Consider the following 21,129-nt stretch of genomic DNA (forward strand, 5'->3'; position numbering starts at 1 on the left):
AGGTCACGAGCATGAGGGTAGTCGGCTACGCGCGTCTCTCGCGGGCGTCGGAGGACTCGACGAGCATCCCGAAGCAGCGCGACGAGATCGAGCGCGCCGCGAGCAATCGGGGCTGGGACCTCGTCGGAATCGAGGAGGACGCGGACTCCTCGGCAACGCGCACGCGGCTCGACCGTCCGGGGCTGACGGAGGCTCGTCGTCGGATCGCGGCGGGCGAGGCGGACGCGCTCCTGTGCTGGCGGCTGGATCGCGTCGCGCGCTCCGTCGTGGATATGAGCACGCTCCTGGACGAGGGTCTCCAAGTTGTGAGCGCGACGGAACCGCTGGACACCACCGACGCAATGGGTCGCGCAATGGTCGAGATCCTCCAAGTGTTCGCAGCGATGGAGTCGCGCACGACCGGCGAGCGCGCCAAGGCCACGAAGGCGTTTCTGAAGTCGCGCGGGCGCTGGGGCGGCGGGCCGCGTCCGTACGGCTTCGAGCCGGTCCCGGCGTCGGACGGTGTCGGGAAGGTGCTACGGGTCGTCGAGGAGGAGGCGGCGGTCGTGCGTCGGATCTTCGAGGCGCTGGACTCCGGCGCAGGGGCTTACGCGGTGGCGCGGTCGCTGAACGCGAACGGCGTTCCGACGCCGACGAGACGCGGTGGATGGCAACCGTCGACCGTGCTCAACCTTGCGCGCTCCTGGCACGTCTCCGGCTACCTCTCGGAGCGCGTGGCTCCAGGTTCGCGCGAGCGGCGTCGAGTCCTGGGCGAGGATGGCGAACCGGTCCGTCCGTGGGTCCCGCTCGTGCCGGACGATCTCGCGGAACGCGTACGGACCCTGGTGACGTCGGTGGCGCTCGACGAGGCTCGATCCGAGGCAACGAAGCGCGGCCTGTCCGGCGAAACGCGGCGGCTCCTCTCGGGGCTCGCGTTCTGCCGCTGCGGCGAGCGACTCTTGGTGAAGACGCGCAAGGGCCGCGCGTTCTACGGCTGCCGTGGCCTGGGCGAGGGCTCGCACGTCCTGGCGGACGCGGAGGCGGTTGAGGAGGCGGCGACGGAGCAGGCGCTCGCGCTCTGGGGCTCCTTCCGCGTGACGGACGTCGAGGTCGAGCGGACCTCGACCGCTGACGCACTGGCGGACGTCGAGCGGGACCTCGCGGTCCTGGGCGCGGAGATCGTCCGCCCTGGCGCTGACGTCGCGGCGCTCTCGGCACGGATCTCGGCGCTCTCAGAGGAGCGGGCTCGGCTGGAGGCGACGGAGGACCGCGTCGTCCGGCGTACCCGTACGGAGACGTACGCGGAGGCGTGGGACGGCTGGAGCGACGAGGAGCGGCGCGAACACCTGAAGATCCTGGGCGCTGAGGTCACGATCCGCGCGGCGTCTCGTCGCGGCGCGTGGGACCCGTCGCGCGTCGTCGTGAGCGGGGAGCTCGACTACCTCGCTGGCCAGGCGGACTGAAGCGCTCGACCTAGGCCTCAACGGATCTGGAGGTGCCCTGGGCTTCGATGCTCTTGGGTGAGCAGGGTCAAGGCCTGAGGCCTTTGCTCCTCCGGCGAGCAGTCGACCAAGCTCCGGCCCACTGCTTCGTCACAGCAATCTCGAGGCACATGAGCAGCTCGACGGCTCCAGGCGGATTCCGACTCTGGGACCTGGAGGAGCGCGCAGAGCGTCACGGGCTGATAACGAAGTCGACGGGCCGTGAGCAGCCGGCCCCGCGTTAGCGGACTCCTCTCCCGTAACCCTGGGGGCCAGCGCTTCGGCGATCGATCTGCCTAGACCGCAAGCAGCGCGAGGGCTCCTGGCGGAGTACACCGCTGTCGCAAGAGACTGAGCAACGCGTCCCTGCGGCGGCTCGCGGGCTCGTTCCCGACGCGGACTGACGCGGGGAGAGGCGCTCTCCTGGTGCGGAAGGCGTCACACAGACGAAAGAACGTCCCTTCCCTATTACTTGTCGAGTCTTCATCTTCTCGACAAAGAACTAGAGGACTCACTTCGGTTCGTCAGTGTGACCGCTTCCGCACCACGCCCCGTGATCTCCCGTCCGGCTGATCCCCGGACGGTCACGGACGGCTTGGTCACCGTTCGTCGTGTCGGGTGCGCCGGCTCCTCCAGGTCGACCGGCTGCGGCTGGCGCTGGAGGGGCTCCGCTCCGCTCCTGACGCGCTCGACCACGACCACAGACCACACACCCGACACCGAAGGACTCTCACTCATGACTAACACTCTCGACACCCTCGCGGCGCTGAAGATCCGCGCCGGTCGCGGTGAGCCTGTGCGGAAGAGGCTGGACTCCGAAGGAGCCCGCGTCTCAGTGACGCTCCCCCATCCGGAGTACCTCGCTCGGACGCTCGGCACGGCGACACTCTTCGGAGTCACCGAAGACCTCACGCTCTACCGGACGGGCTCCTCCGGCGTCGCCCACGCCGACGAGAGCCCGGTCTCGCTCCAGGCTCGCGCGGACGTTCTCGTCGAGGGTTGGGCAGCGCTTCCGGCCCGGACTGACGAGGGCGCGGTCTACCGGGACCTGCGGATCGTCTCGACCACGTCACCGGGCGTCGCACGCGATTACGCGCTCCAGGTCCTCCGGCGTGGCCGAGACCTCTTGGAGCCCGCTCCCGCACGTCGTCCTCGGCGTCCTGGTCGTGGCACCCGGACGCCGGACCGCGACCGCAAGCGGTCGAGCCGCGAGCGACTCCGCGAAGACGAGGAGACCTCGTCGCGCTGGCTCCTGGCGGGATACCTGTCGGGCTGGGGCGACGCGACGGAGGCTCCGCCTCCTGGCGAGGAGGTTCTCCGTACGGCTCTCTACGGCATGGCTCGCGAGCGTTTGGGGGACGTCGTCGAGGAGTACGCGGAGGACGTCACGGCTCCGGCTCCTGGTTCTCCGTCCTGGTTCCGTGATCTCGCGGAGCGGCTGGAGGAGTGGGAGTGGCGAGCGGAGGACGAAGACCTCCCGCTCCGTCCGCGCGTCCCTGGCTCTCGGCGCTTCTACTCCGTGGCTGACGAGGTCCTCGGGGAGTCCCGTGAGATCCGCTCCAGGCAGCACGTTTACAACGTCCCGGACACACGAGGAGGCGCTGTGTCGCTCTACACCGATGAGGAGATCCGCGAGGCTGCGGAAGTCCGGGAGATTGTCGCTCGACTCCGCGAGCAGCGGGAGCGGCTGGGCTCGCGTCCGGCTGCGACCGGAACGGTCGGCGCGGTCGTCGACCTGGAGGAGCGTCGGCGCTCGCGCTGATCTCCTCTCCTGGCGGCTCCTGTTCGAGGAGCAGCTACCGGGCGGGCTGACTGGCTCGCTCCCTCTCTCTCCCCGGTCCGGGGGTTGGCAATCTCTGTCCCCTGCTTGTCCGCTGGGCCTCCGGACTGGGGCTCAATCTGACGACGGGTGCGGTCGAGCGCGATCTGTTCTCCTGCCGACGCTCCCGCGTCCGTCGTCTCTCTGCCCCTGGAGGGCTCGCGCCCCGGCGGGGCTGTCCCTTCGAGGAGCCTCGCGGCTGCGCGGCTGCGGGTCCTCCGGGGGCTCTCACTCTCCTGGCGCGCTGACGGCTGCGCGCTGGGTCCTCGGGCTCGTCGAGATCCGGCGACCCGTAGACACCGAAGGAGGTTCGCGGGCATGACGACCGCGACCACGAAGAGGAACACCACGACCGCGCGTGAGCGCCGGGCCGACTGGAACGCACGCCGGAAGGCTGACGAGTACATGGAGCGCGCGGAGCGGCTGGCGCTGAACAGCGCTCGCGCCGCGGAGGCTCCTGGCGCTCGCACGGCGTACGCGGAGCGCTTCCGGATGCGTCTTCTGGAGGATGCCGACCGGCTCGATGATCTGGACCCCCACGTCTTCGGGCGGGCGTTCTCTCGCGCTGCGGTGGCACTGGCGGAGCGGACCGGGCTGCATCCGAAGGACGCGGAGGCGGTCCGGCTCGACGTCCAGGCGGAGGAGCGCTCACGCCTGGGACTGGAGCGACCCGGCGCGCTGGCCCTAACTCCCTGGGGCGATCTGGTCGAGGCGACGGCTGGCGAGGAGCGCGACGACGAGGACGACCGCCGGGTCCCTGGTCGTGGCCGCGCTCGCGCTGACCGGGTCCGGCGTGGCGGCCCGCGCCGCTGAACAGCACACACACCACACGACATGAAGGAGACGAAGCATGAGCAGGTACAAGGTTCTGAACAGCGGGCGCACGATCGAGGGGCTCCCGGCTCCGGCGATCCTGGAGGACGAGGCGATCCCGGCTCCGGTCGCGGACGCAGTCGCGTCCTGGCGCGAGGCGGTCGAGGCCCTGCACGAGGCGACGTCGGCGCTGCGTGCGGCGGAGAAGGAGGCTCAGGAGTCGACTCTCCGTGTGCGGGGCGAGCGGACTCGCTGGCTGGCTGAGGTCCGGGAGAAGACTAAGAGCGAGCGTCGAGCGCTCCAGGCGGCGGAGCGTCGCTCGTCGGCGGCTGCGAACGGTCTCGTCGGCGCGCTGGAGGAGCACGGCGGAACGCTGCGAGCGATCGGTGCTCGGCTGGCGCTCCAGGCGCACGCGGTGGCCGTGGACGCGGCGGTCGACCTGGACGAGGCGCGGGCTCGCTTCCGCGTGGCTCCGAAGGTCGGCACGCATCCCCTGGTGGACGACGAGCTCGTCTCGCGTGGGCGCATCGGGCAGCGGCAGGAGGGTCCGCTCGTGGACCTGGACCGCGTCGACGTCGCTGCCCTGGCGGAGATCGCTGGCGAGGAGCCGGGACCGTTCGGCTTCGTCGAGCGCGTCTCTCGGCGTCACGCCGCGAGTCTTTGGACGACCGCTCGGCGCGCTGCGCGGCTTGGCTCGGCGCTGGGTGCAAACGACTGGACGACCCGCGAGAACCTTGAGGGCGTCAAGTGAAAGCACGTAGCGGCAGCAGCGGCGAGGACATCACCCGGATGATCCGAGAGGAGTTCTCCCGCTCGGAGGACGCGGAGGTCCGCAAGCACTACTCGACTAATTCCAGCGTCGCGGACGAGGCGGACGAGATCTACCGGGCGGCGCGCGATCGGCGGGGGTACTGATGCCTGACGACGGAGAGCGAATGAGCGATCTCCTGGGCGCGCTAGCGGCGGGCAACTTCGTGCGCTCGTCCGGCGATCCGAACGAGGCAGAGCGGCTACGTCGTGAGCGCGTGGCGGCTCGTGAGGACTTCGCTGTGGAGCGTGCTCGCGCGGCTCGGCTGCGCGGGCTGGGCTGACCCCTGGGGTGGTGAGCACCACCCGGCACTCCTCCGGTGTGAGGGTCGACCGGGGAGGGTCGTGGCTCTCTGGGCTGCGGCTCTCCCGGGGCACACATCCGCTCACGGCAGGTGACGGCCACAGGCATTGGCGCCACTCCACAACATCGCGGACCCACGCCTCGAAGTCGCCTAGGTTGGTGGCATGTCGGACCAGACAGCGCGACGGAAGCGTGCAATTACGTCGGAAGGCCTCACCAATAGGACAATCATCGCCTGTTGGGCCGTGTCGGTCCTGCTGCTTGGGTGTGGCATTACTGCAACTTTCGTCGCCGGCACCGGCCCTGCCCCGGCATCGATGATCCTGTTCGGAAGCCTGTTCTTGTTTCTAGCGCTGATGCGACGAGTACCGCTGAGCCTCGAGGTTGGCGGGGCAAAGTTCGACGCGAGCTATCAGGTTGACGAGGCGTATGACGCGGGTCGCGACATTGGACGACAGTTGGGCGTGGAGGACGCCCTGACCGATGTCAGTGAAGCCAAGGCACGCGGAGAATCGCCCGACGAGGCCCTCCAAGCACTACGGGAGCGCCTTGTGGGCGTCCAGCCCGATCGTGAGGAGAAGCGATCCGGATCCGCTACGGGCTCTGTGTCTCGCCGCGGCAGAGCACATGGCCAGGCGACCGATGAGGTTGGATATCGCGGCCCGACCGCATGCAACGCCGCGGGCATCACGTACCGGCAACTCGACTACTGGGCTCGGACCGGGTTGGTCGAGCCGAGTCTCCGCGGTGGCAGCGGTAGGCAGCGTCTTTATTCTCATCACGACATCCTCATGCTGCGGGTTATCAAACGGCTCCTCGACGCCGGAGTTTCGCTTCAGCAGATTCGCACTGTGATCCTTCATCTAAGGGATCGCGAATCTCGCGAGCTAGAACAGGTAACTCTGATGAGCGATGGCGACTCCATTTATGAGGCAACGAGCAAGGACGAGGTAGTTGATCTGCTCGATTCTGGAGAAGGCATGTTCGGCATTGCCATCGGCCCCTTGAACCGGGACCTTCTTTCGGTGTTGAGAGAACTGCCGGGCAAACGCGGGCACGCAGGTTCGGACGGGGAGCGATAACTCGCCGGTGCCGCCGAGTCTCGCCAGCGATCCCTTCCGGCACTACCCGAGGCGTCCGCTCTTCGGCACAGCCGTGCGACACGCGACGCATGCCGATCAATCTGTCCCCGGAGCGAGCCGCGGCGTCTCAGGCTCCCCGTCCGGGGTGGGGAGGCACTCCCCCTCCCCCCTCCGGCCCTCCTCCGGGAGGCATAGCGCCTCGGATTCTGTACGGGCAAAGAGGTTCCGCGCCGGGCGCAAACGAAAGCCCCGCTCTCCCATGGAGGGCGGGGCTCTCTGCGTGTCACAGATCCGGGCCTACATTCCCCGAGACCTCGCCACCTTCTCGAACTCCCGTCGCTCCTCAATGACGATTCGAGCGAGACGACGCGCCTCCTTGCGCGCGGCGTCGTACGCCGGATAGCCGCCTTCGCGTTCGTGCGGCTGGGCGATCGTGTAACGAAAGGACTTGCCCGCCTCCGGATCCGCGTCTCGATCGCTGGTGTCCGCCGACCCGTTGCCAGCCATCCAGTCGGTGAGCTTGTCGACGGCAGAGCGCAATCTTCCGAAAGCCTCGTTCGCCAGCGGGTCGTTGAAGAACCACTCCCGCCAATGCCCTTCCAGGCGGTACAGCGGGTCGGATTGTTTGTCTGTCCAACGGTCACCCGTGAATGCCGCCTCAAGCCAAGTCATCGTGCCGCGCTCCCATGGGAGCCACTCCTCGACCCGCTTGAACTGGAGGACGTCACGCTCGCTCGGGTAGAGACGTGCGGTCAGGTCGGCTATCTCCCGGTCCTTCACCACAAGTTCGTTCGAGTGCGCCTCGCGCTCGTCCTTCAGGTCGGCTTGTAGCCCGTCTCGGACGTCTTCCAGCGCGGCAACGTCACGATCACTCACGATCCATGTTTCGACGGCCAGCACGCACGCAATGAGGGCGACGAGCCAACCGGTGCCCGCGTGACTGCTGAGCCAATCTCGCGAGTCGGGCCACCACCAGCCGAATCCCCCAACGATCGTCGCGATCCCCAAGACGATCGCGGTTGTGACGTAGATGTGCCGCCGGATCTGCCCGCGCAACGCCTCCTCCTTCAGGGGTCGAGCCTCGTTACGTCCCTCGCCTCAAGGCATCCTTTCACCTGGTCGCAATGCTGGCGATGCTGCGGCGTGTCCTACGAAGAACCGGACCTGCTGCTTCTTCGTTGAACACGCGAGACTCCGGATCGGGGTGACTTCTAGTCGCACGCATCAGTTTCAGCGATACGTTCGGCGATGACCGAAGCCGCTTAGCTTGGGGGCCTCTATGGACGACGAAGAAGACGACGCGCCCGACGGCACCGGCGACGACGCCCCCGGGCCGGAGAACGGTGATCACGAGCAGGAGTCCGCACCAACTCGCGCTCCGACATGGGAAGAAGTGATTGAGTGCGCGAACCTAGCGTTCCTTGTCGGGGGACACTGGCATCGTGTTGCAGGGCGCCTCAAGGGCATCGTTCATAGTCGGGGCCTAGACGAGAACGATCCGCTTCTAGTGCCGCTGCGACGGGGACTGAACTTTTCTCTCGACCCGCGCGCCGGCGACCACGCGAATGTCGACCTGTCGCCCGTGGGCTTTCAGTCGGCGCGCCAAGCGCTGTCAATTAAGTCGGTACCGCCGGCTGAGGTCGACGCCTGGCGAACGCTTGCGACGGAGGCTGACCATCCGGCCGCAAAGGCTCACTTCCACGATCTCCTCTTCAAGAGAGGCGGGCCGCAAGCGCTCCACCACGCCGCAGCAGCTGTTGCCTCCTACATGGACGTCGCGCGAGTTGATCACTACGTTCCCGAGGGCGACGGCGAAGAGGAACGTCGGTTTCAGTGGAACGCACACAGCCGCAACCTTGCGATGGGGAGGGCGCTTTCACTTAGACACGTCGTCGCGAGAGACCCTGCATCCGCGCACCTTGTGGAGGACTCGCAGCGCCTGGCGCTAGCGCGCCTGGGACAACTGCTCGACGATCCGGAACCTCACATCGGGGACATCTTGCTCCTCATCCGTCTTCTCACGCGCGGGCGACGGACACTCGCGTCGGCTCAGGCTCTGACGCTGAAAGCACTGATCGAGTCGGCTGTCGACAAGCACAGAGACCGCGACGACGTGGTCGACGCTCTCGTCGCACAACTGCTGCTCCTAGAGCCGAGTCGTGCCACGGAGCTGAACCGCCTAAGGGTCCAAGTGCGGCTAGATCTTGCTGCATCGCAGTCGCGGGGCGGCGTCCGGATGATTCACCTAGAGCGAGCTGCTTCGCTCGCTCGAGACTTCCAAATTCGAGATCTCCACGACGAAGCGATCCGACAGATGCAGCGGGCCTCAGCCTCGGATCTCGACTTCCAAACCTTCTCGACGGAGGGGGCACTTCAAGCCGAGGTGATAGCGGCCGAGATCGTTCGAGTGAGCGATGGAGCCTCCTGGCGTGACGCGCTCACGTCGTGGCTCAAGACTGGTTCACCCTCCGGTAATGCGGAGGCCAATCGCAGCGGTGCGAGGGACGTTGCACGGTCGTCGCTGGTAAGCCAACTCGGGATGCCCACGATCGTGTATGGGCGTGACGGACTTCCGCGCTGGACGGCGTCCAGTGAGGAGGATCGGCGGGAGCACGAACTGATTCGCCACGAGATGTTCTCCGTCCAGTTCAATGGATTGATCCTCGCCCAAGGCCTAGATGCGATCGCGGCGAGGTTCGGCGTGCCAAAGGTCGATGAGTTGTCCCTGTTCTTGAGCCACGGCGGAGAGGCAAACTTCGAACTGGCGAGGGCTTTCTCGAAGGCACTTCTACGCTACTGGTCCGGTGACTTCGAAGGCGCACTGATGACGTCCGCTTTGCGAGTCGAGGCAGGGGCTCGCCACCTGGCCGTGGCGCTCGATGAGGCCGCGTACGTCACAAGCCGACAGAATGCCCCCGCCGTGTACGTAGGCATCGCTGCTCTAGTGGAACTGCTAGAGAAGCACGGGCTCGATGAAGACTGGAAACGCTTCCTACTGACCTACTTCGTGTCTCCAGCGGGCCGGAGCCTGCGCCACGACCTAGCACATGGGTTCGGGCTAGAAGCGGACGAGCCTAGGGTCGAGGCAGCACTGTCACTGCGAGCTTTGGGCCTGTTCGTCTACGCCGCATGGCAGCCCGGCAAAGACACCGCACCACCAACACCGGTGCTCGGGCTCCACGCAACCGGTGTCGTGGAGGCAGTAAGCCTTTTTGCCTGTCACGTCCGTACCGGCGTCCCTGTGCGGGCACTACTGCGACACGAGGTGAACTCGATCATCAGGCTCGGGAGACGCTTATGGCGCTGAGGCAGCGTTGCGACGAGCCTCGCTTGCTCCAGTCGTGGCTATGAGCGAACTCCTCGGCGCAGCGGCCGTAGAGTCACGACGTGCTCCTCCCTCTCCGCTTTTCGTCCCTGGCAACGGACGCGGCCCAGGTGCCGACATGGCTGCAGATCCTCACGCTGACCCTCGCTCCAGTGCTCGGCTTTGTAGGAGTCGGCGTTGGTGCCCTGCTGCAAAGCAGGTCAAACAAACGCGCCAAACTTCGGGACGATCGCCGGGCCACCTATTTGACCTTCGCCAAGACGGTTCACGAGTTCTACCAATGGTTCGGGTTGGAAGGAACGAAGTCTGCCGATCACCGAGCAGGGGCAGATTTCGCGGGCCACCTCGCTCACATCAAGACCACAATCGGGGCAATCGAGTCTCTGGGGTACGAGGTAGATCTCATCGCTTCGAAGGGTGCTGCCGACGCTGGTCGCAAGTGCATGCAAGAGGTCGTGGTCAGTCAGGCGATATGGATGAACGCCGTCCTAACGAAATCCTTCGATCGAGTCGTATGGTCAAAGTGCTACTTCGACGGCTCTGAGGCGCTTCGGACATTCAGAGACGCTGCGATGAAAGACCTCGGGGTGTCGCGAAGGGACCGGCGGCGGCCTGAGATCGAGACGCCAGACCATGCCCAAATTGAGGATGGGCTAGCGGCGTACCGGAAGACCTTCCCTTGGTTAGACGCAGTTCTGCGGGGTGAGGAATCGACCCAGATGGTCCAGCCCGACATGCCAAATCCGGGCTCGAAGGATCCGCAACCCACGGCACATGAGCCGCAGCCCTCGTCGGGCGAGGCAGCAGGTCCGGATAACTTGAAAACGTAGTGGCTGGAAACGAAACTTTTCGGCCATCTAGTCGTCGACCTGCGGCACTCGGCAGGGCGACACGGGTCGCTAGACGCCCGATTATGACTCGTCGCTGAGCGCGGCCTCTAGCCGCTCAAGCTTCGCATCCAGTTCACCTTCACGACCGGGGCGGATGTCGGCCTTCAGGACAAGAGACACGCGCGACCCGAACGGAGCGACCGCTTCGGTCGCTCGCTTCACCACATCGAAGCAGGCGTCCCAGTCACCTTCGATGGTCGTGAACATCGCATCGGTGCGGTTCGGGAGCCCGCTCTCACGAACGGCCCGCACGGCTGCGGCGACCGCATCTGAGACGGACCCGTCCTCGCGTCCGGTTCCGCTGGGCGCTATCGAGAACGCTACGAGCATCGTTGGACCTCCTATGTCCTCTAGTAACTAATCGCCCTCGACGTTGGTGAACATCGCGTTGGTCTCGCAGGGCAGGCCGGACTCGCGGACGACCCGGACGGCGGCGGCCACGGCGTCGGTGACGCCCCCGGTCTCGTCGGCGGTGGCGGGGGCGAGGGAGAAGGCGACCAGCATGTCGTCACCGTACCGAGCGCCCCCGGCCCCGACCGCCTCCCCGTCCGTCGTCAGCTGATCAGCTCGTCGAGGCGCGAGTACGCCGAGGCGTCGCCGCGCAGGACGCGGCTGGCGCGACCGTCCACCGAGACCGGCACGTCGCCGGAGACGGTGACCCGGCGGACCTCGCGTCGCTGGGTGTCGAAGTCGGCCACCGCGTAGTGCTGGGTCGCGCGGTTGTCCCAGATCGCCACGTCACCCTCGGCCCAGGTCCACCGGTAGGTGTTCTCGAGCTTGGTGACCCGGTTCTGCAGCAGCGTGAACAGCGCGACCGACTCGGCGCTGTTGAGCCCCGAGAAGCGCTTCACGAAGTGGCCGAGCACCAGCGAGCGCTCGCCGGTCTCGGGGTGCACGCGCACGACGGGGTGCTCGGTCTCGAAGACGGTCGAGCGGAACTCGTCGCGCGGGAGGGCGTCGGAGTCGCGCGCGTCGGGGTCCTCGGCCTCGCGGGCGTAGTCGTACTCGTTGGTGTGCACGGCCCACAGCTCGTCGGCGAGCGCCCGCAGCGGGGCGGGCAGGGCGTCGTAGGCGGTGACCGTGTTGGCCCACACCGTCGTCCCGCCGTACGCCGGCATCGTGACGCCGCGCAGCACGCTGAACGCCGGGACCCGGTCGACGAAGGTGACGTCGGTGTGCCAGGAGTTGGCCGCCATGCCCTTCGTCGCCTCGAAGCGGAGCACCCTGGCGTCGCCGGTGCTGACCGTCGGGTGCGCGGTGGTGAGCGGGCCCAGCAGCGAGGCGAACGCCGCCTGGCCGGCGTCGTCGAGGTGGTGCTGGCCGCGGAAGAAGACCACCTTGTGGGCCAGCAGCGCCTCACGGATCTCCGCCACGGTCCCCGCGTCCAGGTCGCCGGAGAGCCGCACGCCGTCGATCCGGGCGCCGATCCTCCCGCCGAGCCGGGTCACGCTGGTCGTGCCGGGGGCCTCGAGCCTCATCGTCATGATCCACACCTTTCTCAACAATCTGTGTAGAGATTGCCGACATTAGCAGGGTCGCGACGTCAGAGCAGCGACGACACCAGCAGGACCAGCGCCGAGGCGGCACACACCCCGAGCACGGCGGGCCGCACGCGGGAGGCCGGCACCCGGTCGCGCAGCAGCCGCGCGGTGAGCAGGCCGAGCACGGTCGGCGCGGCGAGCAGGACGGCGACGACCGCCGAGACCACCTGCAGCTGGCCGCCGAGGGCGAGCCCGCCGATGCTCAGCGCGCCGCCCAGGACGAAGTAGACCGCCAGGGTGCTGCGGATCTGGGTGGGCTCGCGGTGCTGGTAGAGGATCGCCACCGGCGGCCCGCCCACCGAGGTGGTGGTCCCGGTGAACCCCGAGACGACGCCGGCGGCGACCAGCGTGGTGCGCCGCAGCGGCACCCTCACCGAGCGCCACGTGAGGGCGCTCGCGGCCAGCACCATGAGCGCGACGCTCACCCCGAGGGCGTCGTCGGAGAACAGCGCGACAGCGACGACGCCGAGGGCGATCCCGGGCAGCCGGGCCGGCACGGTCCACGCCAGCCCGCGCCAGTGGACGTCGTCGTGGTCGCGCACCAGCGACACCAGGGGCAGCGCGAGCACCAGCCACAGCAGGACGTCGGGCATCAGCCCGGGCGCGACGAGGGCGGTGACCGGGGCGCCCAGCAGGCCCAGGCCCAGCCCCACCAGGCCCTGCACCAGCGCGCCGGCGTACACCGCGAGCGCCAGGACGACGAGCACCCACCACGCGACGACGACCCCGCCGGCCGTGAGGCCGACGGGGTCGAGGTCGATGCCGATGGGGAACGGACCCCGTCAGGCGTTGCGCAGGCTGCGGAGCACGTACTGCATGATCCCGCCGTTGCGGTAGTAGCCGGCCTCGCCGGGGGTGTCGATGCGCAGGCGCGCCTCGAACTCCACGTCACCGGCCTTCACGGTCACCGTGCGCGGGCTGTCGCCGTCGTTCATGGCGGTGACCCCGGTGACCGAGAACTCCTCGTCGCCGGTGAGGCCCAGGCTCTCGGCGGACTCGCCGTCGGGGTACTGCAGCGGCAGCACGCCCATGCCGATGAGGTTCGAGCGGTGGATCCGCTCGTAGGACTCCGCGATCACGGCCTTCACGCCGAGCAGCGCGGTGCCCTTCGCCGCCCAGTCGCGCGACGACCCGGAGCCGTACTCCTTGCCCGCGAGGACGACCAGCGGGGTGCCGGCCTCGGCGTAGTGCTGCGCGGCGTCGTAGACGGTCGTGACCTCGCCGTCCGCGGTGAAGTCCCTCGTCACGCCACCCTCGGTGCCGGGCGCCAGCTGGTTGCGCAGGCGGATGTTGGCGAAGGTGCCGCGGATCATGACCTCGTGGTTGCCGCGGCGCGAGCCGTAGGAGTTGAAGTCACGCTGCTGCACGCCGTTCTCGGCGAGGTAGCGGCCGGCCGGGCTGTCCTTCTTGATCGCGCCGGCGGGGCTGATGTGGTCGGTCGTGACCGAGTCGCCCAGCTTGAGCAGCACCCGGGCGCCGGAGATGTCGGTGACCGGCTCGGGCTCGGCGGGCATGCCGTCGAAGTACGGCGGACGCCGCACGTAGGTCGACTCCGGGTCCCAGGCGAAGGTGTCGCCCTCGGGGGTGGGCAGCGAGCGCCAGCGCTCGTCGCCCGCGAACACGTCCGCGTAGTCCTCGGAGAACATCTCGGCGGTGATCGCGCGGCCGACGACCTCCTCGATCTCGCTCGGCGAGGGCCAGATGTCGCGCAGGAACACGTCGTTGCCGGCCTCGTCCGTGCCCAGCGGGTCGTCGAACAGGTCGACGTCCATCGAGCCGGCGAGCGCGTAGGCGACCACCAGCGGCGGGGAGGCCAGGTAGTTCATCTTCACGTCGGGGTTGATGCGGCCCTCGAAGTTGCGGTTGCCCGAGAGCACCGAGGTCACGGCGAGGTCGTGGGAGTTGACCGCCTCGGAGACCTCGGGGATGAGCGGGCCCGAGTTGCCGATGCAGGTGGTGCAGCCGTAGCCGACGAGGTTGAACCCGAGCTTGTCGAGGTACGGCGTGAGCTCGGCGCGCTCGAGGTAGTTGGAGACGACCTGCGAGCCCGGGGCCAGCGTCGTCTTGACCCACGGCTTGCGCTGCAGGCCCTTCTCGACGGCCTTCTTGGCCAGCAGGGCGGCACCCACCATCACCGAGGGGTTGGAGGTGTTGGTGCAGGAGGTGATCGCGGCGATCGTGACGGCGCCGTGGTCGATCGTCATCTCCTGGCCGTCGATCGTGATCGTGGCCGGGTTGCTCGGACGACCGCCGTCGGCCGGGGCGCACGAGAGGTACTCGCGCGGGGCCCCGCCGCCCTGGGACGACGCGGCGGGCGCGTCGGAGGCGGGGAACGTCTCGTCGAGCGCCTCGTCCTGCGCGCCGTCGATGCCGTCGCCGTCGGTCTCGACGTAGTTGCTCAGCGCGCCGCGGAAGGAGCTCTTGGCGTCGGTGACCGCGACCCGGTCCTGCGGGCGCTTCGGCCCCGCCAGGGACGGCACGACGGTGGACACGTCGAGCTCGAGGCGCTCGGAGAAGCGGGGCTCGGCCGACGGGTCGTGCCAGAGACCCTGCTCCTTGGCGTAGGCCTCGACCAGCGCGAGCTGGGCGTCGTCGCGGCCGGTCAGGCGCAGGTAGTCGATCGTCTGGTCGTCGATCGGGAACACCGCGATGGTGGACCCGAACTCCGGGCTCATGTTGCCGATCGTGGCGCGGTTGGCCAGCGGCAGCGCGGAGACGCCCTCGCCGTAGAACTCGACGAACTTGCCGACCACGCCGTGCTCGCGCAGCATCTCGGTGATCGTCAGCACCAGGTCGGTGGCCGTCGCGCCCTCGGGCAGCTCGCCCGAGAGCTTGAAGCCGACCACGCGCGGGATGAGCATCGAGACCGGCTGGCCGAGCATCGCGGCCTCGGCCTCGATGCCGCCGACGCCCCAGCCGACCACGCCGATGCCGTTGACCATCGTGGTGTGGGAGTCGGTGCCCACGCAGGTGTCGGGGTAGGCCAGCAGCTCCCCGTCGACCTCGCGGGTGAAGACGGTGCGGGCCAGGTGCTCGATGTTGACCTGGTGCACGATGCCGGTGCCGGGCGGGACGACCTTGAAGTCGTCGAACGCACCCTGGCCCCAGCGCAGGAACTGGTAGCGCTCCCGGTTGCGCTCGTACTCGATCTCGACGTTGCGCTCGAACGCCTCGGGGGTGCCGAAGACGTCGGCGATCACGGAGTGGTCGATGACCAGCTCGGCGGGCGCGAGCGGGTTGATCCGGCTCGGGTCGCCGCCGAGGTCGGCCATGGCCTCGCGCATGGTGGCGAGGTCGACGACGCACGGCACGCCGGTGAAGTCCTGCATGATCACGCGCGCCGGCGTGAACTGGATCTCCTCGCTGGGCTCCGCGTCCGCGTCCCACGACGCGAGCGTGCGGATGTGGTCGGCGGTGATGTTGGCGCCGTCCTCGGTGCGCAGGAGGTTCTCCAGCAGCACCTTGAGCGAGAACGGGAGGTTCGCGACGTCGCCGTCGCCGATGCCCTCGCCCTTCACCTGGTCGAGCCGGTAGATCGTGTACGACGTCCCGTCGACGTCCAGGGTGTCCTTCGCGCCGAAGCTGTCCTGACTGGCCATCCGCGATGTCTCCTCGCTGTCGCTGCGCGTCGTCGGTGACGTGGTCTGCACCTCGTGCCATCTTGCCGTCGCACGGGGGTCCGGACCTAGGAAGGCTTGCCTTACCCTCGGCATCCCGACGAAGTCTCTTGACGTCAAGATATCACGGGAACCCAGGTGCGCGGCCCGCTCCGAGGGCCCAGGGTGGGACGGTGCCGCTGACCGACCTCGCCTGGCCCCGCCGTACCGCCCGTCTGCTGCTGCGTCCCGCCGAGGTGCGCGACGCCGAGGCCGTCTGGGCCTTCGTCGGACGACCCAAGGTCGCGCGGTGGACCTCGCTGCCCGGGGTGACGTGGCGGGAGTTCCGCGAGCGGTACGACGACCCGGACCGCCGGGCGGACCGGCTCGTCGTGGAGCTCGGCGGTGTCGTCGTGGGCGACCTCGGCGTGTGGGTGGCCGACGGGTGGTCGCAGGTCGCCGTGCGGGGCGCCGCCGCGGCCACCGAGGCGTCGCTCGGCTGGTCGCTCGACCCCGCCCACCACGGCCGCGGCCTCGCCACGGAGGCCGTCGCCGAGCTCCTGGAGGTGTGCCTGGCCCCGCCGCCGGGCGGGTTGGGGCTGCGCCGCGTCACGGCGAGCTGCTTCGCGGCCAACGAGCCGTCCTGGCGGCTGATGGAGCGGGTCGGCATGCGGCGCGAGGCGCACGCCGTGCGGGACTCCCTGCACGCCGAGCTGGGGTGGCTCGACGGCCTCACCTACGCCCTGCTCGCGGACGAGCGCCGCGGCGGGTCCCCGGACGGTCGCTCCCGTCAGCCCGACAGCCGCGGCAGGTCCAGCTCGGCGACGTAGTCGACGTCGGCGACCTCCGCCGCCAGCGCGTCGGTCTCCTCCTCGTCCCCCGGGTCCGCGCACCCGGACTCGACCGCGACCCGCCCGACCGCCTCGCCGCCGCCGGTGGCCGGCACGCGCACGACGGTGAGCTCGACGTCGCCGCTGGTCGCCGAGAGCTCCTGACCGTCGCGGGCGACCTCCAGCCCGGCGTCCTCGAGAGCGGCGGACAGGGCCTCGAGCGACGGATCGGCGGCGACCAGGTCGCCGTTCGCGCTCCAGCGGGCGGCGCCGAGCCCCCCGCCCCCGCAGCTGACCAGGTCGCTGGAGAACCCCGCCCACCGACCGTCCGGAACAGCGTCGGTGAGCGCCGGGAGGACCCGTCGGACGAGCTCGTCGCCGTCCACGGACGCCGCCCGCAGCTCGCCGGCCGCACCGCCCGAGCCGTCGTCCCCGCCGTCGTCCCCGACGAACGGCAGCAGGGCACACCCGCCCAGCGCGAGCGGGAGCGCGGCCAGGCCGACCAGCAGCGCCGGCCGCGCGGACGGAGGACGTCGACGTCGGGTCACCCGCCCCATCACAGCAGACCCCCGAACGAGATGGGGCGCGGCGCGAGGACCTCGCCCAGGCCGTCGAGGACCTCGCCGGCGTCGTCCGCGCGGTCGCCCGCCCAGTCGCCGACGTCACCGGCGGTGTCCTGGAGGTCGTCCACCCGGTCGCCCGCCCACTGCGTGCCCTCGTCGACGAGGTGGTCGACGCCGGCACCCACCGCGTCCCGCCCCGCGTCGATCGCGAGCTGGGCGCCGTTCTGGTCGCGACCGTCGATCACGGCCCCGTCGTCGAGGGGGCGGTCGGCGACGATGTCGCCGAGGTGGTCCAGGCCGTCCCCGGAGTAGTACGTCGTGTGGTTGTCGAGGTAGGAGGCCGGGTTGACGTCGCCCTCGCCGACGTCGATGCGGGTGGCGCCGAAGTCGTCGTGGGCGGGGTCGGCGCCCAGGCCGAGGGTGGGGACCCCGTCGAGCCACTGCAGCCCCCTCACCCCCGCCAGCGCGCTCGGGTCGTAGCCGTCGGCGTTGCCGAGCCAGGTCACCGGGTCGCGGTCGCGGGCGCCGACGTACAGCTCCCCGTCGGGTCCGACGAGGTCGTCGGCGGAGTCGTTGCCGAGGCCGGCTCCGGGGCTGCCGAGCAGGACGCCAGCGTCGACGTCGTCGCCGGCCCCGCCGGCGAGGGCGTGGGCCAGGGTGGAGGAGCCGTAGCTGTGGCCGATGGCCGTGAGGTCGGTGGGCTCGCCCTCGTGGGTGGCCCGCAGGCCGTCGATGAAGTCCGCGAGGTCCGCTCCCCCGGCGGCGGCCCGGGCCTCCCAGCCGACCGACCCGATGTCGGCCAGCTCGTCGGTGGTGGGGGCGTCGTAGCCGATCCAGGCGATCGTGGACACCGAGGACCCGTCGGCGGCGGCGGCGCGCCACAGGTCGAGCGCCTCCTCCCCGTTCGACCCGATGTTGCTGCCGTCGTTGGTGATCCCGGGCACCGAGACCGAGGTGTGGTCCGCGGTGTCGGGGTCACCGAAGGCCAGGGCCGCGAAGCCGTCGCCGTCCGCGGAGTCGGGCTGGTAGAGGAGCAGCAGGCGCTGCAGCTCCCCGCCGGCGGCCGTGTCGTACTGCCCCGCGCCGAGCTCGAGGGCGTCCTGCGCCGCCTGCGCGCGCTCGAGCAGCCGCTGCTGCTCCTCGGTGCGCTCGTCCTCGGGGATCGCCTCGAGGTCGGCGACGTCCTCGGCCAGCGAGCTGCGGTTGGCCTCGTCCCGCGCGACCGCGGGCACGCCGTCCGTGCTCCCGACGAGATCGGGGTGCAGGGCGCCCAGTGCCTCCCGCTCCGCCGGGCTCAGCGACTCCCACCAGCGGTGGGCGGCCGCGGCGTCGTCCTGCAGCTCGCGCAGCCGGTCCGCCAGGGCGTCGGTGTCGGGTCGGCCCGGGTCGTCGGCGGCGTCCTCGCCCTCCGCGACGGTGTCGACGGCCTGCAGGGCGCGGGTCAGGCGCTCCTCGGCCGCCGTCACGTCGGCGTCCCAGGTGCGCTCGTCGTCGAGCCACGTGTCGACCCGGCGCTGGAGGGCGTCGCGGCGCTGCGTCAGCGCCGGCACCTGCTCGGCCGGGGCGCCGTCGATGTCGGCGGCGAGCGTGTCGATCGCGGCGTTGACGTCGCTCGCCCGGTCGTTGAGCGCCGTACGGCGGGCGTCCAGGCGGTCGAGGTCCGCGGCGTAGGTCTCGATCGCCGTCAACCCCCGCAGCAGGGCCGCGACGACGGCGTCGCCGTCGTCGCCGAAGGCGGTCATCGCGGAGCCGGCCGCCCGCGCGGCGTCGCCCTCGAAGCCCTCGGGCAGGCCGCCGGCCACGGCGTCGCCGACCGCCTCCTCGAGGCCGCGGGCGGAGAGCCGCACCGCGTCCCCCGCATCGCCGACGGCGCTCGCCCGGGCCTCCATCTCGGGCACGGCGGTCACCCGGGGCGGCAGCGTGATCGTGGTCATCGCGCACCCTCCGCGGGCAGCAACCGCAGCAGGTCCGCCGCGGCTGCGGCGTCCTCGGCGTCGAAGTCGGCGGCGGTCACGCGCAGGTCGTCGGCGTGCCGCTGCGCCCGGTCGCGCAGCGTCCCGGCGCGCGCGGCCCACGTGTCGACGAAGGCGTCGAGCGCGGCCCCGGGCGGCCCGAAGCCCGACGAGGTGGCCCGCAGCAGGTCGCGGCGGGCGTCGCCGCAGGCCTCGCCCCAGCCGTCCCACTCGTCCGCGGTCGCCTGCAGGACGGCCGCGGTGATCCGCACGGTCGTCACGACGACCTCCCCTCCTGCGTCCCCTCCTGCTTCCCCTCCTGCGTCCCCTCCCGTCTCCGCTGCCTCACGGCCACGAGGTCGTCGCGGCCCAGCAGCAGCGGCAGCGACCGCACCTCGACCCGCACGTGGGGACCGGTGGCCTCGGCGTCCACGACGCTGCGCCCGTCGCTCGACAGCAGCCGGACCCGGCGCCCGACGACGGCGCGGGCGTCGTGGCCGTTGGCCAGGAGCAGGTCGCCGACTTGCTCCAGGACGTGGCGGGCGGCGTCCGGGTCAGCGGCGGCGAACCCGACCGACGCCGTGTAGGTGGCGCCGCCCGGGTCGTCGCCGCGCCCGGTCCAGCCGCGCCCGCGGCCGGTCGGCGCCTCGGTCCCGTCGTAGACCCCACGGGCGACGAGCCCGGCGAGCACCGCCTCGAGGACGGTGTCGACGTGGTGCGCCACGCGCAGCGCGGTCTCGCGGTCGGCCGGACGCGGCTCGAGCGCGGGCGTGCCGAGGTCGGCACCGGCGCCCGGCCCTCCGGCGTCCCCGGGCGGGAGCACCACGACGTCCACGTCGGGGTGGCGCCGGCGCAGCTCGGCGAGCACCGGGTCGAGGACCACGCGCTCCCGCGGCGGCCCGTCGGGCGGGGTCGGGTCGTCGGACGACATGGCCTCAGCCTGCCCGCCGCGCCCCTCGACCAAACCCTCTGCCGCGGGGGCGACGGCCCGGCACGGTCAGGCGGTCGCGTCCAGCAGGTCGAGGCTGTGGCGGGCCAGGTCGGCGCGCAGGGCGCACAGCGGGCCGAGGACCTCGGCCGGGGCCGCGAGCTGCTCGGACGGCACGGCCGAGAGGCCGGCGTACAGCAGAAGCGCGAGGGCGTGGACGCGCCGGACGACGGCGAGAGGCACGGGCGAGCCCTCGGCGGCGAGCCCGTCGGCGTACGCCCGCACGCAGACCTCGTCGAGGGTGGCCAGGTCCGCGGGCGGGACGACCCCCAGCTGCAGGTCGCCGGCGAGGAGCTGGGTGAGGTCGAACCCGGCCGCCTGCGGCACCCAGAAGCCGAGGTCGACCATCGTGAACGAGACCCCGTCCGGGCCGGGCAGGAGGTTGTGGGCGCAGGCATCGCCGTGGGCCGCGCGGCGCGGGTGCGCGTCGAGCTCGGCGGCGAGGGCGTCGACCCGGTCCGCGGCCGCGAGGAGCCGGCGCCGCAGGCCGGCGTCGAAGGCGGCGGCGACCGCCGGGTGGGCCCACAGATCCTCGGACGACAGCGCGGGCAGCACCTGCAGCCGCAGGCGACCCTCCACGTAGTGCCGGGCGCTCCAGTCGAACCGGCCGACGTCGGCCAGCGGCGCCACGGCTGCGCTGCCGCTCATCCGACCGAGGAGGTGGGCGGCCCCCTCGTGCCGGGTGACGTCCCACGGCACGGCGGGCCGGGTCACGTCCTCGAGCCAGAGCACCCAGGAGTCGGGACAGAGTCCGGGATCGAGGTCCAGGACCGCCAGGGCACGCGGCAGCGTGAGGCCCTCGGGCAGCCGGTCGCGCAGGTCGGAGCGGTAGGCCCCCGCCTCGGGTCGCCACGGCACCGCGGCCGCCGCGACCTTGCGCAGCGGCTCCGGCACCCCCGCGAAGAACGCCGAGTGGTGCCAGGCCTGCACCTGCTTGACGAACACCCGCCACGGCTCCTCGCCCGCCGGGGTCCGCGCGGTGCCCGAGACCCACCAGCGGCCCACCGTCGTGAGGGACGGGACGTCGTGGGCCAGGGGCTCGGCCCGGGCCGTCAGCAGCTCGACGCGCCCCGGCGGACGGCCCAGCAGGTCGGCGACCATCACCGCCAGCGCGGCGTCGTCGACGTCCGCGGGCCCCAACGCCGCTCGTCCCTCCATC

Annotated in this window: 20 protein-coding genes; 9 read left to right on the top strand and 11 right to left on the bottom strand. The window is 70.6% G+C overall.

Annotated elements, in window-relative coordinates; all coding sequences use genetic code 11:
• Positions 1-11: 11 nt before the first annotated feature.
• The 6 genes from ABD158_RS05055 (at position 12) to ABD158_RS19245 (ending at position 6,285) form a co-directional block, all read left to right on the top strand.
• Positions 12-1,442: a recombinase family protein gene (locus ABD158_RS05055; protein WP_344004594.1), complete on the top strand. Its 1,431-nt coding sequence runs from the start codon at positions 12-14 to the stop codon at positions 1,440-1,442.
• Between the two features lie 754 nt (positions 1,443-2,196).
• Positions 2,197-3,222, top strand: coding sequence for a hypothetical protein (locus ABD158_RS05060; RefSeq protein WP_344004597.1), 1,026 nt, complete (start codon positions 2,197-2,199; stop codon positions 3,220-3,222).
• A gap of 375 nt (positions 3,223-3,597) precedes the next feature.
• The gene (locus ABD158_RS05065) at positions 3,598-4,092 is read left to right on the top strand and encodes a hypothetical protein (RefSeq protein WP_344004600.1); all 495 of its coding nucleotides are present in this window, start codon (positions 3,598-3,600) and stop codon (positions 4,090-4,092) included.
• Between the two features lie 37 nt (positions 4,093-4,129).
• Positions 4,130-4,843, top strand: coding sequence for a hypothetical protein (locus tag ABD158_RS05070; protein WP_344004603.1), 714 nt, complete (start codon positions 4,130-4,132; stop codon positions 4,841-4,843).
• Positions 4,840-5,007 carry a hypothetical protein gene (locus tag ABD158_RS05075; protein ID WP_344004606.1) on the top strand — a complete coding sequence of 56 codons (168 nt, stop codon included), beginning with the start codon at positions 4,840-4,842 and terminating at the stop codon, positions 5,005-5,007. The genes ABD158_RS05070 and ABD158_RS05075 overlap by 4 nt, the downstream gene beginning before the upstream one ends.
• A gap of 360 nt (positions 5,008-5,367) precedes the next feature.
• Positions 5,368-6,285: a MerR family transcriptional regulator gene (locus tag ABD158_RS19245; RefSeq protein ID WP_425573138.1), complete on the top strand. Its 918-nt coding sequence runs from the start codon at positions 5,368-5,370 to the stop codon at positions 6,283-6,285.
• Positions 6,286-6,582: 297 nt separating this feature from the next.
• Here the strand turns inward: ABD158_RS19245 and ABD158_RS05085 are convergent, their stop codons facing one another.
• Positions 6,583-7,341, bottom strand: a complete 759-nt coding sequence (locus ABD158_RS05085; RefSeq protein WP_344004609.1) for a hypothetical protein — start codon at positions 7,339-7,341, stop codon at positions 6,583-6,585.
• A 223-nt stretch (positions 7,342-7,564) separates the two neighbouring features.
• On the opposite strand from ABD158_RS05085, the gene ABD158_RS05090 reads away from it, so the two are divergent.
• Complete coding sequence (locus ABD158_RS05090) at positions 7,565-9,592, top strand: hypothetical protein (RefSeq protein ID WP_344004612.1); 2,028 nt, start codon at positions 7,565-7,567, stop codon at positions 9,590-9,592.
• An 80-nt stretch (positions 9,593-9,672) separates the two neighbouring features.
• The gene (locus ABD158_RS05095) at positions 9,673-10,440 is read left to right on the top strand and encodes a hypothetical protein (RefSeq protein ID WP_344004615.1); all 768 of its coding nucleotides are present in this window, start codon (positions 9,673-9,675) and stop codon (positions 10,438-10,440) included.
• An 81-nt stretch (positions 10,441-10,521) separates the two neighbouring features.
• Here ABD158_RS05095 and ABD158_RS05100 read toward each other — a convergent pair whose 3' ends face one another.
• The 5 genes from ABD158_RS05100 to ABD158_RS05120 form a co-directional block, all read right to left on the bottom strand.
• Complete coding sequence (locus ABD158_RS05100) at positions 10,522-10,830, bottom strand: thiamine-binding protein (protein WP_344004617.1); 309 nt, start codon at positions 10,828-10,830, stop codon at positions 10,522-10,524.
• 27 nt (positions 10,831-10,857) lie between these two features.
• On the bottom strand, positions 10,858-11,004 hold the full coding sequence (locus tag ABD158_RS05105) for a thiamine-binding protein (RefSeq protein WP_344004619.1): 147 nt from the start codon (positions 11,002-11,004) through the stop codon (positions 10,858-10,860).
• 50 nt (positions 11,005-11,054) lie between these two features.
• Positions 11,055-11,984 carry a TauD/TfdA dioxygenase family protein gene (locus tag ABD158_RS05110; protein WP_344004621.1) on the bottom strand — a complete coding sequence of 310 codons (930 nt, stop codon included), beginning with the start codon at positions 11,982-11,984 and terminating at the stop codon, positions 11,055-11,057.
• A gap of 59 nt (positions 11,985-12,043) precedes the next feature.
• The gene (locus ABD158_RS05115; protein ID WP_344004624.1) at positions 12,044-12,748 is read right to left on the bottom strand and encodes a sulfite exporter TauE/SafE family protein; all 705 of its coding nucleotides are present in this window, start codon (positions 12,746-12,748) and stop codon (positions 12,044-12,046) included.
• Positions 12,749-12,823: 75 nt separating this feature from the next.
• Positions 12,824-15,640: an aconitate hydratase gene (locus ABD158_RS05120; RefSeq protein ID WP_344004627.1), complete on the bottom strand. Its 2,817-nt coding sequence runs from the start codon at positions 15,638-15,640 to the stop codon at positions 12,824-12,826.
• Between the two features lie 191 nt (positions 15,641-15,831).
• Here ABD158_RS05120 and ABD158_RS05125 point away from each other — a divergent pair, with 191 nt between their 5' ends.
• Complete coding sequence (locus tag ABD158_RS05125; RefSeq protein ID WP_344004629.1) at positions 15,832-16,467, top strand: GNAT family N-acetyltransferase; 636 nt, start codon at positions 15,832-15,834, stop codon at positions 16,465-16,467.
• Here the strand turns inward: ABD158_RS05125 and ABD158_RS05130 are convergent.
• The 5 genes from ABD158_RS05130 to ABD158_RS05150 form a co-directional block, all read right to left on the bottom strand.
• Positions 16,428-17,015, bottom strand: a complete 588-nt coding sequence (locus tag ABD158_RS05130; RefSeq protein ID WP_344004631.1) for a hypothetical protein — start codon at positions 17,013-17,015, stop codon at positions 16,428-16,430. The genes ABD158_RS05125 and ABD158_RS05130 overlap by 40 nt on opposite strands.
• An 8-nt stretch (positions 17,016-17,023) precedes the next feature.
• On the bottom strand, positions 17,024-18,964 hold the full coding sequence (locus tag ABD158_RS05135) for an alpha/beta hydrolase (RefSeq protein WP_344004634.1): 1,941 nt from the start codon (positions 18,962-18,964) through the stop codon (positions 17,024-17,026).
• The gene (locus ABD158_RS05140; protein WP_344004637.1) at positions 18,961-19,263 is read right to left on the bottom strand and encodes a hypothetical protein; all 303 of its coding nucleotides are present in this window, start codon (positions 19,261-19,263) and stop codon (positions 18,961-18,963) included. Before ABD158_RS05140 ends, ABD158_RS05135 begins: the two co-directional genes overlap by 4 nt.
• Entirely contained in the window at positions 19,260-19,913 is a 654-nt protein-coding gene (locus ABD158_RS05145) for a hypothetical protein (protein ID WP_344004639.1), read from the bottom strand. The genes ABD158_RS05140 and ABD158_RS05145 overlap by 4 nt, the downstream gene beginning before the upstream one ends.
• 66 nt (positions 19,914-19,979) lie before the next feature.
• The gene (locus tag ABD158_RS05150) at positions 19,980-21,128 is read right to left on the bottom strand and encodes a hypothetical protein (protein WP_344004641.1); all 1,149 of its coding nucleotides are present in this window, start codon (positions 21,126-21,128) and stop codon (positions 19,980-19,982) included.
• Position 21,129 lies beyond the last annotated feature (1 nt).

The sequence above is a fragment of the Nocardioides lentus genome, from assembly GCF_039529515.1.
In the GTDB taxonomy this organism is placed as follows: domain Bacteria; phylum Actinomycetota; class Actinomycetes; order Propionibacteriales; family Nocardioidaceae; genus Nocardioides; species Nocardioides lentus.

Bases quoted from the DNA above. Each gene is read 5' to 3' on its own strand.
- ABD158_RS05055 (WP_344004594.1), top strand. From the start codon at position 12: ATGAGGGTAGTCGGCTACGCGCGTCTCTCGCGGGCGTCGGAGGACTCG.
- ABD158_RS05060 (WP_344004597.1), top strand. From the start codon at position 2,197: ATGACTAACACTCTCGACACCCTCGCGGCGCTGAAGATCCGCGCCGGT.
- ABD158_RS05065 (WP_344004600.1), top strand. From the start codon at position 3,598: ATGACGACCGCGACCACGAAGAGGAACACCACGACCGCGCGTGAGCGC.
- ABD158_RS05070 (WP_344004603.1), top strand. From the start codon at position 4,130: ATGAGCAGGTACAAGGTTCTGAACAGCGGGCGCACGATCGAGGGGCTC.
- ABD158_RS19245 (WP_425573138.1), top strand. From the start codon at position 5,368: ATGTCGGACCAGACAGCGCGACGGAAGCGTGCAATTACGTCGGAAGGC.
- ABD158_RS05090 (WP_344004612.1), top strand. From the start codon at position 7,565: ATGGACGACGAAGAAGACGACGCGCCCGACGGCACCGGCGACGACGCC.
- ABD158_RS05100 (WP_344004617.1), bottom strand. From the start codon at position 10,830: ATGCTCGTAGCGTTCTCGATAGCGCCCAGCGGAACCGGACGCGAGGAC.
- ABD158_RS05105 (WP_344004619.1), bottom strand. From the start codon at position 11,004: ATGCTGGTCGCCTTCTCCCTCGCCCCCGCCACCGCCGACGAGACCGGG.
- ABD158_RS05110 (WP_344004621.1), bottom strand. From the start codon at position 11,984: ATGACGATGAGGCTCGAGGCCCCCGGCACGACCAGCGTGACCCGGCTC.
- ABD158_RS05120 (WP_344004627.1), bottom strand. From the start codon at position 15,640: ATGGCCAGTCAGGACAGCTTCGGCGCGAAGGACACCCTGGACGTCGAC.
- ABD158_RS05135 (WP_344004634.1), bottom strand. From the start codon at position 18,964: ATGACCACGATCACGCTGCCGCCCCGGGTGACCGCCGTGCCCGAGATG.
- ABD158_RS05145 (WP_344004639.1), bottom strand. From the start codon at position 19,913: ATGTCGTCCGACGACCCGACCCCGCCCGACGGGCCGCCGCGGGAGCGC.
- ABD158_RS05150 (WP_344004641.1), bottom strand. From the start codon at position 21,128: ATGGAGGGACGAGCGGCGTTGGGGCCCGCGGACGTCGACGACGCCGCG.